Origin of the sequence: Paractinoplanes maris (assembly GCF_023544465.1) — a bacterium.
In the GTDB taxonomy this organism is placed as follows: domain Bacteria; phylum Actinomycetota; class Actinomycetes; order Mycobacteriales; family Micromonosporaceae; genus Actinoplanes; species Actinoplanes maris.
Genome location: NZ_JALPVL010000008.1, coordinates 381,016 through 396,940, shown reverse-complemented (window position 1 = coordinate 396,940; position 15,925 = coordinate 381,016). Strand labels below are relative to the sequence as shown.

Sequence of the window (15,925 nt, the reverse complement as noted above, 5' to 3'; positions counted from 1 at the left end):
TCGCCTCCTATAGTTCCACCCGGTCACGTCGACCATAAACCATTTCCCAGAATTGCTCTAACTACACCACGATTTAATTGATTAGGTTAGGCGCACCTAATAATGCAATTGAAGGATTTTCTTGTCCGCCGCCGACGGCCCGTGTGACTCGATCACCACGGGGGCGCCGAGCAGTCCGCCGACGGCGCCGGCCCAGTCGTCCGGCCGCCACATCGGGCCCGGTCGCGCCCGATTCAGCCGCCGGGTCAGCGCCGCCTGGTGCTCGAGGTCGCGCGCCGGCCCCGGGACGATCCGGGTCCAGGCTTCGCCGTCGATCGCGTACGAGTCGCAGATCCGCAGCTCTGGGCAGCGCTCCGGCACGTCGAGGTGGGTGACGGCCAGCCCGTCGACCCCGCCCGCCACCTCGACCGCGTACCGGTGGGCGACCGCGTCGAAGTGCCCCACCCGGAACGCGCCCTGCCACCGCCCCGTCGCGTTGTGCCCCTCGGGCAGGTCGAGCGTCTCGTCCTCGGTCACGAACGGCCCCGCCCCGTGCCGCGTCGTATAGGTGCGGACCACGCCGAGCCGCCGGAACGACGAGCACATCGACGAGACGTTGCCGAACGTGGTGGTCGACCAGGTCGTGTGCGGATGCCAGCCGCGCCACTCGTCGAGCAGCACCCCCTGCGCCCCCTCGAAGACACACGGCCCCTCCCGCAGCAACCTTTGCTCGAAGCCCGGCGCGACGATCGACACCGTGCGACCGAACGCCAGGAACGCGTCCACCACCTCGTCGAGCGCCACCGCCAACGGCCCCAGCTCGGCCTCCACCGCCGCCAGCCGGCGCCTCAGCCTCGTACGGGAAAGGGTGTCGGAGACCCGGGGAGCGTCGACGTGACTCAACGCGTACGCCATGGTCTCGCCGACCCCCATCCCGCACGAACCGTGACGGGCCCCGCCCCGGGCGACCTCCCGGCGCTGATTGGCGGCCCGATGCCACGGCGTGGCGAGGAGGGCGTCCCCATCCACCGTGAGCAGCTCGAACGGGTTGCCCAGAGCGGCCGCCTCGGCCGCCAGAGCCAGCGGATCGACCACCATGAACCGGGTCAGGTGCGTCGGCACCCCCCGCAGCGTGCCCGACCCGAACTGCGCGAACGTGTGCTGCCGCCCGTCCTCGGTGACCACGTTGTGTGCGGCCTGCGCTCCCCCGTTGAAGCGCAGCACGGCCCGTGGTTGCGAGGACGAGCACAGAGCGTCGACCACAGTGCCCTTGCCGGCGTCCCCGTAGCCGAGGTCGACCACCGCGACGTGTTCGTTCACAGCCGTTCGTTCCCCGACGGCGCGTCCCCGACCGGCAGAGCGCTCCTGCGGACCACGCCGCCACGCTGCAACGGAGCAAGCGCCTTGCCCACCGTGCGGCGGTGCGCCGACCCGGCCTCGACCAGGTCGTCGAGTCCCGCGTCGAGGTCGATCGTGCCCTCGCCGAGACCCACCGTGAGGGCGATCGTCTCGCACACCGCATCCAGGTCGTCGAGCTCGAGCACGTTCTGTCCCAGCAGCTCACGCCACCGCTTGAGCACGTCCCGGTTGCCGCCGTGCCCGGCCGCGGTCGGCAGCAGGTAGTAGACGTCGAACGTACGGGTCAGCTCGGCCACGATGGCCTCGGTGCTCATCCGCTCGGCGCGCTCCCCGAGAAACTTCTCGACCTCCCGCGGCTTGAGCTTCGCGTACGGCATCTCGTCGCCGATCAAGAACAGATAGCCCCGCCGGCCACGCTTCTCGTAGGAGTCGAGAGCGGTGTGCCGGGCCATGAAATACATGGCCAGCTCGTACGACTCCATCATCTGCCCACCGCCGCCGCCTTCCAGCACGATGCGGGCCAGATCGTCGTCCATCCGGTTGTCCGACTCGAACTGGCCGATCTGCAGCGGCACCCGGTCACAGCTGGCGTCGCCGACCGCCCCGAACAGGATGTGCGGGTCGGTCGCATACGACTTGCGGGTCAGCAGACCCAGCAGCTGCGGGAGCTTGGTCTGCAGCACCCGCGGCACCCCACCCATCGACCCCGTGACGTCGAAGAGCACGGCGATCGGCGTACTGAAGGGGTGCTCGTCGTTGTCCCGGCTCTCCCGCTGGGTGACGCCCTTGGGATCGAGAGCCGGGTGGGCCTGCCGGGCGCCGCTGTCGCTGTAGGCGAAGGCGCTCGCCCCGGTGGCCCGGCGGTAGTTGTCGGCGGCGGTGTAGACATCGGTGGACCAGCGTCCGCTTCCCATGGTGGTACCTCCCGTTAGATGACGAAGGGCCGGAATGTCCGCGGCCCGTACAGGCTGTGCAGGATGTCGTCGAGCTCGCCGAGCAGGCGCCAGGCGTCCTGCGGTCGCATGCGCGGCTTGTCATAGCTGCACCCGTCGGCGAATCTCCGCAACGCCTTCGGTGGGTCTTGCATCAACCGGGTCATCAGCCCGGTCGCCATGTAGATGTCGGTGGCCGGCCCCGCGGTCTTGTCCTGCAGAACCTCGGGCGGATAGGCGTCGCGACGCTTGGCCACCACCGCCTTCACGCGCGTCGCCGAGTAACACCAGTCGACCAGCGCGACACCATGCTGCTCGGGATGGATCAGAACGTGCTCTTCGAGGACAGCCCCGTGCACGACGCCGGCCCGATGAGCCCACCCCAGCCCGACCAGCAGCCGCCGCCACATCCAGGCAACGTCCCGCGGATCCCGGCGCGCGCCGATCACACTGAGCGGAACAAAACCGTCGAGCCGCTCCAAAACATTGACGCGCCGCCGCTTCCGCTCCCCGTCCTCGTGCAGATAGCTGTCGATCAGCCGGGGCGCGTAGGCCCGATACTTCGGGTCGCCCTTGTCCCGCAAGGCTTTCAGCGCAACGGCCTCGGCCTCCATGAGGTCGCTGTCGGCCGGGCTGCGCGGGATCTTGAGCAGCCCCTTCGGATCGGCGACGAGATCGGCGATGTCACCGACGGCCACCCGCCGGCTCCGCTGTTCGTAAAGCTTCGACAGCTGAGCGAAAGCCCGGTTGGCGGTCGCGCTCTGCGCGTCGGTCACGGCGTCCGGATGTACGGCCTTCGCGTACGCCCGGTAGGCCGCCTCCCCGTCTCCCAGCTCGGCAAAGCTGCCGGCCCGCTCGATCCGAGCCACAGCCTCCGCGAACCTCATCGGACGTCTTCCTCACGCCCGGGCCGCAACAACGCCGGATGCAGCAGCTTGGCGTCCCCGGCGCGATAAAGCTTCGGCTTGGGCCCACCCCGCTCCCCACCGCGCGTCGCGGTCTGGCCTGTGCTCTCGACAAATCCGGGTACGGACAGCACCTTGCGGTGGAAGTTGCCCGCGTGCAGCTCCTCCCCCCAGACCACGGCGTAAATCTGCCGAAGCTCCGAAATCGTGAACTCGTCGCCCGCGAAAGCTGTGGCCAGCGGGGTGTATTCGAGCTTTGCCCGCGCCCGGTCGAGCCCGTCAGCCAGAATCGTGTCGTGGTCGAAGGCCAAGCCGGTGGCCTGCTCGACCGGGACCCACGCGGCACCGGACGCATCCGAACCGGCCTCCGGCTCGGGCAGAAGCGGCGCGAACGCTAAGTAGGCCACCGAGAACACCCGCATGCGCGGATCGCGGCCGGGATCGCCGTAGGTCTTGAGTTGCTCGAGGTGAACGCGCGTCAACCCGGTCTCTTCATTGAGCTCCCGCAGCGCCGCACCATCCAGTGCTTCCTCCCGGACGAACCCGCCCGGCAGAGCCCGCCGCCCCGCGTAGGGGTGCTCGGCGCGCTCGACGAGCAGCACGCAGAGCCGGCCGTCGCGAATGGTCAGAGCGACAATGTCCACCGTGACGGCAACCGCCGGGTAAGCCGCCGGCTGGTAGTCGGCCAAGAACTCGCGTTCGTTCACCACTCGTTACTCTCCCTATGAGAAAAACTCGACTTGAGCATAACTTACAACGGGGCTTCCTAGCTGTCAAAGGCCGGCCACAGCGAGCGCGCTTAGATCTCACGCACTCTGACGCGCAGCACATACGCACCGGTAAACGCCACGAAAAACTGTTAGACAACGATATTTATGACTCTACGCAATTGCCCCGCTACGACTGGTTACGCTTCCGGCGAGACGGCCCGCGACGGTTCACCGAGCCCCCGGGCCTCACCAATCAGCGACGTGGTCCAGACGGACCCGTAGGAGGACCTCGCATGCGCAAGACCACATCCAGTTCGAGAAGCCGGCTGCTCGGAGCCGGTGTGGCGGTCGGAGCGGTCGGTGCCGCCGCTCTCTTCGCGCCTCAGCCCGCGTTCGCCGTCATCAGCGTCACCACCGACCTCGTGATGCCGGGCGACACCGTGACGATCACCGACACGACGACGAGCCCGGCGCCATTCACCGTCTCGAACGGCAGTCGGGTTGAGGTGACGACGGCCACCACGTGCAACGCCAAGTACCAGGCCGCGTCGAGCACCGTCTTCCCGGTTTCGGCCGCCGACTCCACCAGCTCCACGACCGTTGTGACCTTCAAGGTGCCGGCCGAGGCCACCCCTGGCCCCAACGGTGTCGTCAAGCAGTACCGCGCTTGCGTGTACGGCGGCGACACTGTCAACACGAGCTCGTTGCAGCCCACCACCAACACCGCCGGCTATCTGTTCAACGTGGGTCTGGCGCCCAGGCTGAACAACGCCGCAGGACCCTCCGGCGGCACCAACAGCCTCACCGTCACGGCCGCCGACACCGCGGCGATCTTCACCGGTGTCGCCGCCGTCGGAGCGTACTTCTCCTCCTCGACCTGCCCGACGGCCTACGGCACGCCTGGGGCCACGCTGGTCGCCTCGAACGTGAACCGGCTCTCGAACACACAGACGTCGCTGACCGTGCCGGCCGCCATCACGTCCACCGGCGTGGGTCCGAAGTCTTACGCCCTCTGCCTCTACAACGGGGCCACCGCCGCGTCCACGCTGCTGTCGTCCACGAGCTACACGGTGGGCAAGGTCTACCTGAGCAACACCAGCGGCCCGTCGGCCGGCGGCAACGGCATCACGATCACGGCGACGGACGCCACCACCTACTCCGGCTTCACGCCGGGCATCCTGCTGGTCTCGGGTCAGCCTTGCAACGCCACCTATGAGACCACGGATGACACGACTGATCCGACGTACCTCTACCGCGTGGCCACCGCCAAGGTGCGGAAGCTGAGCGACACGCAGGTCGCGTTCACGGTCCCGACGGTGGCCAGGGTCGGCAGCTGGACTGTCTGCACCTATAACTCCACCAACGACGGCGGCGGATCTGTCGTGGCCTCGGCGGATTACACGACGATCGCCGCGGCGATCCCGGCCGCCATCCGGCCCTCGGCGGGACCCGCGACCGGTGGCACCGAGATCGTCGTCTCCGGCACGGACTTTCCGACGACCCCGGGAAGCATCACCGCCACCCTGGGCGGTGTCGCCCTGGAGAACATCCGGCCGCTGAGCGCTTACTCGTTCCGGGCCACGACTCCGGCGCACAGCGTGCAGGCCAACTCGCCGCTGGTTGTCACCACCTCGTCGGGCGTGCGGACTCTGACGAACGCCTTCTCGTTCCAGAACGAGATCATCGTCGCGCCGCGCACCGCGCCCAACACGATCGGCTCGCTCGACGTCAAGGTCACCGGCACCGGCTTCCTGAGCTACAACTGGCCGACCAACCCGACGACCTACGGCACCTCGAGCCCGACCGCCACCGACTCGCGGGTCTACCTCGTCCGAGGCACCTACAACGGTGCGGCGGCAGTGTCTACCGACCGTAAGGCGAACGCGCCGGTGTCGGAGTGCTGGAACGTCCTCGTGATCAACGATGAGACGCTGGTCTGCAGCCTGGTTCTCGACCGCCGTTTCGGCGGGGCCGCCGCTACCGCGGCGGCGGGCGCCGAGGCAGCGTTCCCGCTTACATATGCGAACACGACCGGCACGGGTAACAAGCCAAACGTGACCGCCAGCACCACCAGCACCGTTTGGGAAGTCACCGATGGCACGTTCTCCCAGGACGATGTGGGCCAGCCCATCTCCGACGGTGGAACGCTCATCGCGGCCGGCACCACAATCACCGCGGTTCTGAGCCCGACCCGCATTGTCGTGTCGCAGGTTGGAACGGGCGCGGGTGGCGCGGTCACCGACGCCGTTGTCGGCGGACCGGTGCGCACCGGCGTGACGACCCTTACGGCGAGCTCGGGCGCCACCTCGGTCACCTCGGCCAGCGCCGTGTTCACACAGGCCGACGTCGGCCGAGCCTTCAACGCGTTCACCACTGGCGACATCGCGGACGGCACCGTCATCCTGTCTGTCTCGGCGGATGGCAAGACGGCATACCTGAACCAGCCCACCAACGCGGTTGTCGACGCGAGCGACAGCGGCACGCTGCGCGCGGCGGCGCCGGTCCCGAACGGCGCGTACACGCTCACCGTGGTGAGCAACGCGGCCGTGGGCGCGGCCACGTCGGACCCCGCCTACACCCAGTCGGTCGTCAGCAGCGGTTCCACCTTCACGGTGGCCCCGTCCTGACCGACGCCCCGACACATTAACCGGCGGCCCGGAGCATCTGCTCCGGGCCGCCGACCCATATACGACGGCGGCTGACCGAGTCGGCCGCCGCCTGCGGTTCCGCCTTCAGTCGAGCCGGCGCCAAGCGGCGTCGAGCGCGGCAACACTCACCTTCGCGGACGGCCGCCCGTCCTGATCGACCATGACTGTGTACGCACTGCGCTGCGCGCTGGTCCGCCAGCACACCAGCAGAGTCGGGTGCCGCGCCGGCTTCTCGTCCAGGGAGAGCCGAATCGTCTGCGAGCACCGGACACCGTGCGCCTCCTGGCGCCCCCGGTCGGCGACCCACGCGAGCTCGCGGTAACCCGTCAGGTCCCCGTGCCCCGAGACGACTCGCAGGGTCCGCTCGGCGGTACGCCTGCTCGTCACGGTCACCTCCGGGTAGTCCCGCACGGTCTGCGGCAGCGCACGTGTGATCGGTTCTTGACTCCTCGCTGCCTTCTCGACGGCGGCTACCCGCTGCTGTTGTGCCGGCGTCAGGGACGGCGGCGATGCACTCGGCGGTGTCGCCTTGGTAAGCGTCGCCGCCTCGGTCAGAGCCACCGCTTCAGTACGTGGCTGGTCGAGCGATCGAGCAGGTCCAGCGGGCACGGCCACCGACGGCGGGTCGTCGTGGCCGGCCGTGGCCACCAGCAGCCCGGCGCCCAGCACAGCAGCGACACCTACGCCTCCCGCGGCATACACCTGCCGCCGGCCGGCAGACCGATGCGTGCGCGGCTCAAAGCCGCCGTCGCGTTCTCGTCCCGTCATAGTGCTTCCTCCCAGGCTGGCGTTGTGGCAGTGCCCAGGGCGCACCCAGGCAACCGCCCGACCGGAAGCCCATGCTCGCGCGGGCGACGACGCCGTTGTCCCAGTTCTGCCGATCCAGCCCTGACATACGGGGACGTGCGTTATCGTGCCGTCGCAATGAAAGACGCGGCGTGCGCGATTGTGCGCACGCCGCGTTCGTCACCCGGGACGCCGGGATCAGAGTTTCGCCCACTCCTTGTCAAGAACCGCCACTGTGTCGGCCGGCGTCGGCTTGCCGTGGTAGCGCACGTTGATGATGACCACGCTCTTGGCCGCCGACGTACGCCAGCACATCAGCATGTTCGGCAGGACGTTGGGTGCCTGCTCATTGCTGAGCCGGATCTTCCGTGAACACCGGGCGTCTCCGGCAGGCGTCCCCTTGTCCGCCACCCACCGCAATTCCCGCTGGCCGGTCAGGTCGCCCTTCGCGGTGATGATCCGCACCGAGCCGTTCTTGTCGCGCTTCTGCGTCTCGCGCTGCTGCGGCGCCGGACGTGCGGTGCTGGTCGGCAACGGACGCACCAGCGGATAGCCCTCCTTGGCTGCGGCAATTCTCGCCTTCTTGATCTCCTTTTCGACCTTGGCGGACGCGGACGCCACAGGCGCCGGCACGGGCGGCTTGCTCGGCTCCAAGGACGTTGACGCCTCCGTGGCCGGTGGAGTCGACGGTCCGGTCGAGGTCGCGCCTGGCTCGGTCGGCGCCGGCACGAGCGCTCCGACTGCTCCGGCATCGGGCGGCCGCACCGCGGCCGGCTCGCTGAGCTCCGTAGTCAGCGCATAAGTCCCGCCCCCCAATAGCGCAAGCAGACCCACCGCCCCGACGGCGGTCCGGCGCCGGCGCCACCACGGCATCGCCTCGGTCGCCGACTGCGCGGCGTGTGTCTCCCGGTCATCGTCGTGAGTGCTCATCTCGATAACCTCGCTCACCTAGTGCTGCTGCTCGACGTGCCGCTGAACGGCACACCTTTCCCAATTTCATGGTGGCAACAGAGGGGACATAGAACAGCAAAATGGCCTAATCAGTGGATGAGACCGGCACTTCGGCCCTTACGGTCAACTGTCAGGCCGGCCACGGACGTCGTATGACGGCCCAGATTCTTCATGGCACCAACATCCGGACAGTGGTCTGATCCAACAAGCTCTCAGGCACTTATGAACCTTTGGCCAGTTCCGCGGCTCTTGCGCCGATACGCTCCTGGGCAGGCGACCATGAGCGGTCCACGGGAGGCGAATCCATGAGCAAGCTCGTTCGCGGCGGCCTGGCCACGTTCGCTGTGAGCGCGGTCGTTCTGACCGGCACGGCGGTGGCCGCCGGCGCCGCACCCCCGACGATGACGCTCAGCAGCGCCAACGGGCCCAGCGGCGGCGGTAACTCGATCACCGCGACGGTCACCGCCGCGAACCTCAATCCGTTCCCGGCGGGCACGACACCCACCGTGCAGTTCCAGTTCACGGGCAAGGGAGTCACCGCCTGCGCCGCGACGGCTAAGGCCGACGCCAACATCGAGGCGACGGGCGCTGCCACCACGGCCGGCGTGCTGACCGTCAACCCCGAGGACGTCAAACGAGTGGCGTCCAACAAGATCGCCTTCCGGGTGCCGAGCGGGCCCTATCCGGCCGATGCGGAGATCAACACGACCGGGCTGGTGCTCGCCGGGACTCAGACCACGGCCAAGTGGAACGTCTGCGTCTATGACGACCCGTCGACGACCACCAGCACCCTGCTTGCCACCGCGGCGTACACGCTGGCCGTCCGGCCCCGCATCGCGAAGATCATCCCGGCTAGCAGCCCCTCCTCCGGCGGCCAGTTGATCACGGTGACCGGCGTGGGTTTCGGTGCGGCCAACACCACCACGGCTTCGATCGGAGGAGCCACCTTGACCGGCATCAAGGTGGCGATCAACGGCAACAGCTTCACCGCCGTCACCTCGTCTCGTTCAGCGGCCGCCAACCTCACTCTGACCGTCAACACGCCCGGTGGCACCGTCATCAGCTCGGATCCGGACAACAACGGCCTCGAGCAGGACGCCGAAGCCGACACGGCGGACGAGCCCCTCTTCTTCACCTACCGCAACGCCGTCGCCGTGACCCCGGACACCGCACCGGCGGGGTCGAAGGTCGATGTGTCGCTCAAGGGCGTCGGCTTCCAGTCGTTGACCTTCAAGGAGTCGGCCGCGCCGACCGACACCACGGCCCACGTCTTCCTGGTCAAGGACGCGTACGTTCCGGGGTCCAACCGTGGCGTGCAGGAGTGCAAGAAGGTCATGGTGGTCAGCAACACCGAGTTGATCTGCACATTCGACCTGCTGGGTACGCGCCTCAACCCTGGGGACGGGACGGCGGCGGACGGTCCCGTGCCCGAGGGCACCTACACGGTGACTGTGGTCGCCAACGGCGCCACCGATGCCGGAGAGCTGGCCAGTCCGACGGCGCTCAGCAGCGGGGCCACCTTCACGGTCGGGCCTTTCTGATCCACCACGTATGACGGCCCGGGGCGCGCCCCGGGCCGTTTTGCTGTGCTCCCGAACTGCACCAAGCAAAGGTCTGCCCATTTGCTGCCGGGCCGCCGACCGTTCTCGTCGACCACCTAAGGGGAGGACGACGATGAAGAAGCATCTGCGCCGGTACGCAATTGGCGCCCTGGCTGTCGGTGCGGTGGCCGGCGGCGCCGCGATCGCCCTGCCCGCGACTGTCACCTCGGCGAGTGAGTGGCAGCCCGCGACCTACAACCTGACCGAGACGCCCGAGCAGATCCTGCCGACCACCGTGTCGACCCAGGCGCCCGTACGCGTCGTCACCACGAGCCTCGACGCGAGCGGCAAGCCGGTCATCAAGGTCACCACCGCTACCAGCAAGACCGCCGCCGCCAAGGCCGTCAAGGCCGGCCAGTCGGCCACCAACGCCGTCGGCGTCGAGCTCGACGCCGTCACCACCGCGCTCGACGTGCCCACCGGCAGCGACACGTACCGCAGCCAGCAGTGGGACTTCAGCAAGATTTCCACCGCCTCCGCCTGGACGAAGTCCACGGGTGCCGGCGTCACCGTCGCCGTGCTCGACTCGGGTGTCGACGCCAAGCACCCCGACCTCGCGGCCAACGTGCTCCCCGGCTACGACGCGATCGCCGACAAGGCCGAGGCCAGCAGCGACCCCCACGGCCACGGCACGCATGTCGCCGGCACCATCGCCGCGGTCACCGGCAACGGCGTCGGGATCAGCGGCATCGCGCCCCACACCAATATCCTTCCGGTACGGGTTCTGGCCAAGGACGGGTCGGGCTTCATGTCCGACGCGGCCGAGGGCATCATCTGGGCCGCCGATCACGGCGCGAACGTCATCAACATGTCGCTCGGGGCCACCAAGGCGGTCAGTGCGGTCACCAACGCCATCACGTACGCCCGCAGCAAGGGTGTCGTGGTGGTCGCCGCCGCCGGCAACGAGCGGGCCAAGGGCAGCCCGACCAGCTATCCGGCCGCCGACGCGGGTGTCATCGGCGTCGCCGCGACCGACTCGGCCGACAAGGTCGCCACTTACTCCAACGCGGGCAGCTACGTCGACATCGCCGCGCCCGGCACGTCGATCCTCAGCACCTACCCCACCGCGCTCGGCGGCAAGACCGGTTACGTGTCGATGAGCGGCACCTCGATGGCCTCCCCGCATGTCGCTGCGGTGGCCGCACTGCTCAAGGCCTACCAGCCGTCGCTCACGCCGGACCAGGTGGAGGCCGCACTGAAGAGCTCGGCCGTCGACCTGGGCACCAAGGGCCGGGACAACGACTTCGGCGCCGGCCGCATCGACGCCGCCGCCGCGCTCGCCACCGTCACCCGGACCGAGACCACCAGCCCCACCCCGTCAGCCAGCAAGACCACCAGCAGCACACCCACCCCGGCCCCGTCAGCCAGCAAGACCACCAGCAGCGCGCCCACCCCGACCCCGTCGACCAGCAAGACCACCAGCAGCACGCCCACGCCCACCCCGTCAGCCAGCAAGACCACGAGCAGCACGCCCAGCGCGGCACCGACCACGACGCCCGCCAAGCTCACCCCCACGGTGAGCGTTTCGACCCCGTCGACCACAGTCGCCCCCGGCCGCCCGGCCTCGGTCCTCTACACGGTCACCGCGGCCGGCGCCCCCTGGGCCGGTAAGACCGTGCAGGTCGGTCTGGCCGCCACCGGCTCAGCCAAGTTCGACTACAAGACCGTCCAGACCGACGGCAACGGCCGAGTGAACCTCTCCGTCACCGCCTACGGCGGATTCCAGATCAAGCTCGTGGTCCCCGCGACCGCCACCTCGGTCGAGGTCGTCTCGCCGGTCACCACCTTCTCCGTCCAGGGACAGGCGACCGGAAAGAACGCCACGGTCAAGAAGAAGTAGAACCGCGAGAACAGGACCCCGAGGCCGCCCCCAGCCTCGGGGTCCGGCGCATCACCGCAGCCGCGCCCATTCCCGATCGATCACCGCGACACTCTCGCCCGACGACGGACGGCCTCGTTTCGCCGTGGCGACCGTGACCACGCTGCGGCGCGGCGACGTACGCCAGCACACCAGCACCGACGGCATCACCCGCACCTGTTCCCCGGTGGCCGAGCGCACGGTCTTGGTGCACCGCGCCGCCCCCACCTCCCAGCCCGGGTCACCCACGATGGAAAGTTCCGGCTTCCCGGTGAGGTCGAACCCGGCCGAGGTCACCCGGATCCTGCTCGAGCGGGTGGTCTCCTCGTGCCGGTTCAGCGACGCCGCGACCGCCATGCTGGGCGACGACGCCGAGGTGGCCGCCGCGATGCTGGGCGACGCCACCGAGGTGGCCGCCGTCGACGAGGGTGGCGGCGCCGGGCTGACCCGCTGCCGGGCGCCGTCCCGGGTCACACGTCCGGGCCCGGCCGCGAGCCCCGACGAGACCGACGGCGAGGGCGAGGGCGAGGACGAGGACGGCGCCGGCACCGGACGCGGCGCGACGGCCAGCGGCTCCCGGGTCTCCGTGTGGCGCGAGAGATCGATCAGCCGGCTCTGCATCACGAACGAGCCCGCCCCGGCGAACACGGCCACCCCGGCCAGTCCCACCCCGAGCTGCTTGCGCCGCTGGTTGCGGCGCTCACGGGCCAGCGATCGGTAGACGCCGTTCTCGTCCTGCACTGTCATCGGTGCGCGGTTCCCTGTCGACTAGCGGATCGGCCGCGAGGCGACCTCGATCCGATCGTGTCACCGAGACGGACAAAGCGCTCTAAAACCACCGAAGACTCGTCGGAACCGAGTTGCACCGCTTCGCTTCCCGTCCCGCCAACCCCCGCAGCCGAATCGGTCTGACATGAAGAAGCTGAGTGTGGGTGCCGTCGTCCTGGCCGCCGTCGCGGGTGGGGCCGCGCTGACCCTGAAGTTCGACGAGCCGGCCTGGCGGCCGATCACCCACAACCTCTCGGCGAGCCCGGCCGGGCTTCTTCCGCCGGTCGTTTCCCAGACCCTTCCCGTACGGGTGGTCAGCACCCGCGTCGGCCGGGACGGCCGTCCGGTGATCGCCGCCCGCACCGTCACCGACCGGAACGCCGCCGAGGCTCTGGTCGCCGAGGGCCAGCAGGCGCCCGGCGCCGTCAGCGTCGAGCTGGACGCCCCGGTCACGGTGGCCCAGGTCGACCCGTACCTGCCCGCCCAGTGGGACCTGGCCCGCGTGCGGGTCGACGGCGCCTGGCCGCGGTCGACCGGCGCCGGCGTCACGGTCGCCGTCGTGGACAGCGGTGTCGACGCCACGCACCCCGATCTCACCGGGCAGGTGCTGCCGGGCGCCGACTTCATCACCCGCACCGAGGGCCCGTCGGTCGACCCGCACGGCCACGGCACCCACGTGGCCGGCACGATCGCCGCGCTCACCGGCAACGGCGAGGGCGTCGCCGGCATGGCTCCCCAGGCCCGGATCCTTCCCGTACGCGTGCTCGGGCCCGACGGCTCGGGCTACATGTCCGACGTGGCCAACGGCATCGCCTACGCCGCCGACCACGGGGCCGACGTCATCAACATGTCGATCAGCTCGACCTGGCAGGTCAGCGCGGTGAGCAACGCCGTCGCCTACGCCCGCAGCAAGGGTGTCGTCGTCGTCGCGGCGGCCGGTAACGCGCGCGCCCAGGGCAGCCCGGTCAGCTACCCGGCGGCCGACGCGGGTGTCGTCGCCGTGGCCGCGACGACCTCGAACGACGATGTCGCCGGCTACTCGAACCGCGGCGGGTACGTCGACGTGGCCGCCCCCGGAAGCGACATCCTCAGCACCTTTCCGGGCAACCGATACGTACGGATGAACGGCACCTCCATGGCCGCGCCCCACGTCGCCGCGGTGGCCGCGCTGCTCAAGGGGGCCGACCGCGCACTGACCCCCGACCAGGTCGAGCAGGCGCTGACCACTTCGGCCGTCGACCTCGGCGCGCCCGGCCGCGACGACGACTTCGGCGCCGGCCTGCTCGACGCGGCCGCCGCCCTGGCGCGCATCGTCCCGCCGAGCACCGCCCCGGCCATCGTCACGACTCCGGCTCCGGCGGCGACACCGTCACCGGCGGCGTCATCGAGCTCGCCCGCGACACCGACCGACCAGCCGAAGCCGACCACCAGCTCGCCCGTCCCGAGCGAGATGCCGACGGCCACCCCGACGCCCAGCACCCCGGCCACCCCGACGCCCAGCACCCAGGCCACCCCGACGCCCAGCGCTCCGGCCACCCCGACGCCGAGCGCCTCGGCCAAGCCGATCATCCGGCTCGTCCGCACCGGGGCCGGCGAGCTCACCGTAGTGATCAAGGGGGCCGAAGGTGTACCGGTCGAGATCCAGCAGGAGGCCGGCGAGGAGTGGCGGACGGTGCGCACGTACCCCGCCACCCTTATCACCCGGTTCGTCGATCTCGTCCCGGGCCTGGAGCACCGCGTTGTCGTGTCGGGCACCACAAGCGGCGTGATCCGGCTCTGAGCGCTGTCCAGGTGCAAGATCATCCGGTTTACTCATCACCTATGGGCATCATTTCCAGGGGATTCGGCGGCCGCCGACGAGAGTCGGTGCCCGGCTTGCCGCCCGGTCAGTACCTCACCCACGATTTCCCGGTGCTTTCCGCCGGGCCGACCCCGCGCGTCCCGCTCGATCGCTGGCGCTTCACCGTCACCACGGAGACCGGCGACAGGACGAGCTGGAACTGGACGGAGTTCCAGGCGCTGCCGGCCGAGGACGTCACGGTCGACATCCACTGCGTCACCAAGTGGTCCAAGCTCGGCTCCACCTGGCGCGGCGTCTCGCTCGACACCCTGCTGGCCGGCGTCGAGTCGGCCGCCGACTACACGATGGTCCACAGTTTCGGCGGCTACACGACCAACGTCCCGATGGAAGATCTTCTCGACGGCAAGGCCTGGGTGGCGTACAAGTTCGATGGTGAGGATCTCGAGCCTGAGCACGGCGGCCCGGCCCGGCTTCTCATTCCGCACCTGTATTTCTGGAAATCGGCGAAATGGGTCAACGGCATTCAGCTGATGCCCGAGGATGAGCCTGGTTTCTGGGAGGCCGCCGGCTATCACATGTACGGAGACCCATGGCGCGAACAGCGGTATCAGGGCGACTGATCTGGCGGGCGGCGACGATTGCCGAAGCCCGCTGGGAGTCGCCGACGGCACGCACGCTGGTGCTCGACGTTCCGGACTGGCCGGGTCACCTGCCCGGCCAGCACGTCGACGTGCGCCTGACCGCCGAGGACGGATACAGCGCGCAGCGCAGCTATTCGATCGCCTCGGCCTGGCCCGAGCCGGGTGGAAAGGTCGAGCTGACCGTTCAGCGGCTCGACGACGGTGAGGTCTCGCCCTATCTGACCGACACCGTGCAGGCCGGTGACCAGATCGAGCTGCGCGGCCCGGTCGGCGGCTGGTTCGTCTGGCGCGAGAAGTCGACGGCACCGGTGGTGCTGCTCGGCGGCGGCTCCGGGGTGGTGCCGCTGATGGCGATGGTGCGGGCCCGGGCCATCGCCGGTTCCAAGCAACCGTTCCGGCTGATCTATTCGGTGCGGACGCCGGAGGACGTGCTCTACGCCGACGAGTTGCGGCGCCGCGTGCGCGACGACGCTGGGCTCGACGTCCACTACGTCTACACGCGGAAAACGCCGGACAACTGGCCTTCGGCCCCGAAGAGGATCGACGTGGCCGCCGTGAACACGTACGGTTGGCCGCCGGACTTCACACCGGACTGTTTCGTGTGCGGCCCCACCACGTTCGTCGAGACCGCCGCGGACATCCTGGTCGCGCTCGGCCACGACCCGCGCCGGATCCGCACCGAACGCTTCGGAGGGACGTCGTGACACAACCCGGGCACAGGGGGCCGATGCTCGACGGCAACTCCATGGCCGGCGACCTCCGCGAGATCTTCGCGGTCGACGTGACGGCGGCCCGCTACATGTGCGCGGGTTGCACCCACACCGACGCGGTGGCCACGCTGATGGTGTGGCACCAGTCCCCCGGGCTGGTGGCCCGCTGCCCCAACTGCGACGACGTGGTGATCCGAGTCGTTCGAGCCCCCGACCGGGTCTACCTGGATCTGCGCGGCAGCGTACGCCTCGAAGTGCCCCTCGAAGGCAGCTGAC

The 15,925-nt window shown here is 69.5% G+C and carries 15 protein-coding genes; 7 read left to right on the top strand and 8 right to left on the bottom strand.

Features of this window, described 5'->3' with window-relative positions; genetic code table 11:
• Positions 1 to 96 precede the first annotated feature (96 nt).
• The 5 genes from NAG42_RS24740 to NAG42_RS24720 all read right to left on the bottom strand — a co-directional run bounded on the left by NAG42_RS24740 (position 97) and on the right by NAG42_RS24720 (position 4,480).
• Positions 97 to 1,299 carry an adenylosuccinate synthetase gene (locus NAG42_RS24740; RefSeq protein WP_250033367.1) on the bottom strand — a complete coding sequence of 401 codons (1,203 nt, stop codon included), beginning with the start codon at positions 1,297 to 1,299 and terminating at the stop codon, positions 97 to 99.
• Positions 1,296 to 2,252, bottom strand: coding sequence for a hypothetical protein (locus NAG42_RS24735; protein ID WP_250033366.1), 957 nt, complete (start codon positions 2,250 to 2,252; stop codon positions 1,296 to 1,298). Before NAG42_RS24735 ends, NAG42_RS24740 begins: the two co-directional genes overlap by 4 nt.
• A 14-nt stretch (positions 2,253 to 2,266) precedes the next feature.
• On the bottom strand, positions 2,267 to 3,046 hold the full coding sequence (locus NAG42_RS24730; protein WP_250033365.1) for a serine/threonine-protein kinase: 780 nt from the start codon (positions 3,044 to 3,046) through the stop codon (positions 2,267 to 2,269).
• A gap of 107 nt (positions 3,047 to 3,153) precedes the next feature.
• Positions 3,154 to 3,885, bottom strand: a complete 732-nt coding sequence (locus tag NAG42_RS24725) for an NUDIX hydrolase (protein ID WP_250033364.1) — start codon at positions 3,883 to 3,885, stop codon at positions 3,154 to 3,156.
• 382 nt (positions 3,886 to 4,267) lie between these two features.
• A complete protein-coding gene (locus NAG42_RS24720; protein WP_250033363.1) occupies positions 4,268 to 4,480 on the bottom strand; it encodes a hypothetical protein in 213 nt (70 codons plus the stop codon).
• Positions 4,481 to 4,487: 7 nt separating this feature from the next.
• On the opposite strand from NAG42_RS24720, the gene NAG42_RS24715 reads away from it, so the two are divergent.
• Positions 4,488 to 6,512: an IPT/TIG domain-containing protein gene (locus tag NAG42_RS24715; protein ID WP_250033362.1), complete on the top strand. Its 2,025-nt coding sequence runs from the start codon at positions 4,488 to 4,490 to the stop codon at positions 6,510 to 6,512.
• Between the two features lie 105 nt (positions 6,513 to 6,617).
• Here NAG42_RS24715 and NAG42_RS24710 read toward each other — a convergent pair whose 3' ends face one another.
• Both NAG42_RS24710 and NAG42_RS24705 read right to left on the bottom strand, forming a co-directional pair.
• Positions 6,618 to 6,920, bottom strand: a complete 303-nt coding sequence (locus NAG42_RS24710) for a hypothetical protein (protein ID WP_250033361.1) — start codon at positions 6,918 to 6,920, stop codon at positions 6,618 to 6,620.
• A gap of 597 nt (positions 6,921 to 7,517) precedes the next feature.
• Positions 7,518 to 8,267: a hypothetical protein gene (locus tag NAG42_RS24705; RefSeq protein WP_250033360.1), complete on the bottom strand. Its 750-nt coding sequence runs from the start codon at positions 8,265 to 8,267 to the stop codon at positions 7,518 to 7,520.
• A 308-nt stretch (positions 8,268 to 8,575) separates the two neighbouring features.
• Between NAG42_RS24705 and NAG42_RS24700 the strand changes: the two genes are divergently transcribed.
• Both NAG42_RS24700 and NAG42_RS24695 read left to right on the top strand, forming a co-directional pair.
• Positions 8,576 to 9,811 carry an IPT/TIG domain-containing protein gene (locus tag NAG42_RS24700; RefSeq protein WP_250033359.1) on the top strand — a complete coding sequence of 412 codons (1,236 nt, stop codon included), beginning with the start codon at positions 8,576 to 8,578 and terminating at the stop codon, positions 9,809 to 9,811.
• 133 nt (positions 9,812 to 9,944) lie between these two features.
• A complete protein-coding gene (locus NAG42_RS24695) occupies positions 9,945 to 11,711 on the top strand; it encodes a S8 family peptidase (protein WP_250033358.1) in 1,767 nt (588 codons plus the stop codon).
• Between the two features lie 51 nt (positions 11,712 to 11,762).
• Here NAG42_RS24695 and NAG42_RS24690 read toward each other — a convergent pair whose 3' ends face one another.
• A complete protein-coding gene (locus tag NAG42_RS24690; RefSeq protein ID WP_250033357.1) occupies positions 11,763 to 12,476 on the bottom strand; it encodes a hypothetical protein in 714 nt (237 codons plus the stop codon).
• 166 nt (positions 12,477 to 12,642) lie between these two features.
• Here NAG42_RS24690 and NAG42_RS24685 point away from each other — a divergent pair, with 166 nt between their 5' ends.
• The 4 genes from NAG42_RS24685 to NAG42_RS24670 are packed head-to-tail and all read left to right on the top strand — an operon-like array spanning position 12,643 to position 15,924.
• Positions 12,643 to 14,277 carry a S8 family serine peptidase gene (locus tag NAG42_RS24685; protein ID WP_250033356.1) on the top strand — a complete coding sequence of 545 codons (1,635 nt, stop codon included), beginning with the start codon at positions 12,643 to 12,645 and terminating at the stop codon, positions 14,275 to 14,277.
• Between the two features lie 41 nt (positions 14,278 to 14,318).
• Complete coding sequence (locus NAG42_RS24680) at positions 14,319 to 14,918, top strand: sulfite oxidase-like oxidoreductase (RefSeq protein WP_250033492.1); 600 nt, start codon at positions 14,319 to 14,321, stop codon at positions 14,916 to 14,918.
• On the top strand, positions 14,888 to 15,643 hold the full coding sequence (locus tag NAG42_RS24675) for a ferredoxin reductase (RefSeq protein ID WP_250033355.1): 756 nt from the start codon (positions 14,888 to 14,890) through the stop codon (positions 15,641 to 15,643). The genes NAG42_RS24680 and NAG42_RS24675 overlap by 31 nt, the downstream gene beginning before the upstream one ends.
• A gap of 23 nt (positions 15,644 to 15,666) precedes the next feature.
• Complete coding sequence (locus tag NAG42_RS24670) at positions 15,667 to 15,924, top strand: DUF6510 family protein (RefSeq protein ID WP_250033354.1); 258 nt, start codon at positions 15,667 to 15,669, stop codon at positions 15,922 to 15,924.
• Position 15,925 lies beyond the last annotated feature (1 nt).

Bases quoted from the DNA above. Each gene is read 5' to 3' on its own strand.
- NAG42_RS24735 (WP_250033366.1), bottom strand. From the start codon at position 2,252: ATGGGAAGCGGACGCTGGTCCACCGATGTCTACACCGCCGCCGACAAC.
- NAG42_RS24700 (WP_250033359.1), top strand. From the start codon at position 8,576: ATGAGCAAGCTCGTTCGCGGCGGCCTGGCCACGTTCGCTGTGAGCGCG.
- NAG42_RS24695 (WP_250033358.1), top strand. From the start codon at position 9,945: ATGAAGAAGCATCTGCGCCGGTACGCAATTGGCGCCCTGGCTGTCGGT.
- NAG42_RS24690 (WP_250033357.1), bottom strand. From the start codon at position 12,476: ATGACAGTGCAGGACGAGAACGGCGTCTACCGATCGCTGGCCCGTGAG.
- NAG42_RS24685 (WP_250033356.1), top strand. From the start codon at position 12,643: ATGAAGAAGCTGAGTGTGGGTGCCGTCGTCCTGGCCGCCGTCGCGGGT.
- NAG42_RS24680 (WP_250033492.1), top strand. From the start codon at position 14,319: ATGGGCATCATTTCCAGGGGATTCGGCGGCCGCCGACGAGAGTCGGTG.
- NAG42_RS24675 (WP_250033355.1), top strand. From the start codon at position 14,888: ATGGCGCGAACAGCGGTATCAGGGCGACTGATCTGGCGGGCGGCGACG.
- NAG42_RS24670 (WP_250033354.1), top strand. From the start codon at position 15,667: ATGCTCGACGGCAACTCCATGGCCGGCGACCTCCGCGAGATCTTCGCG.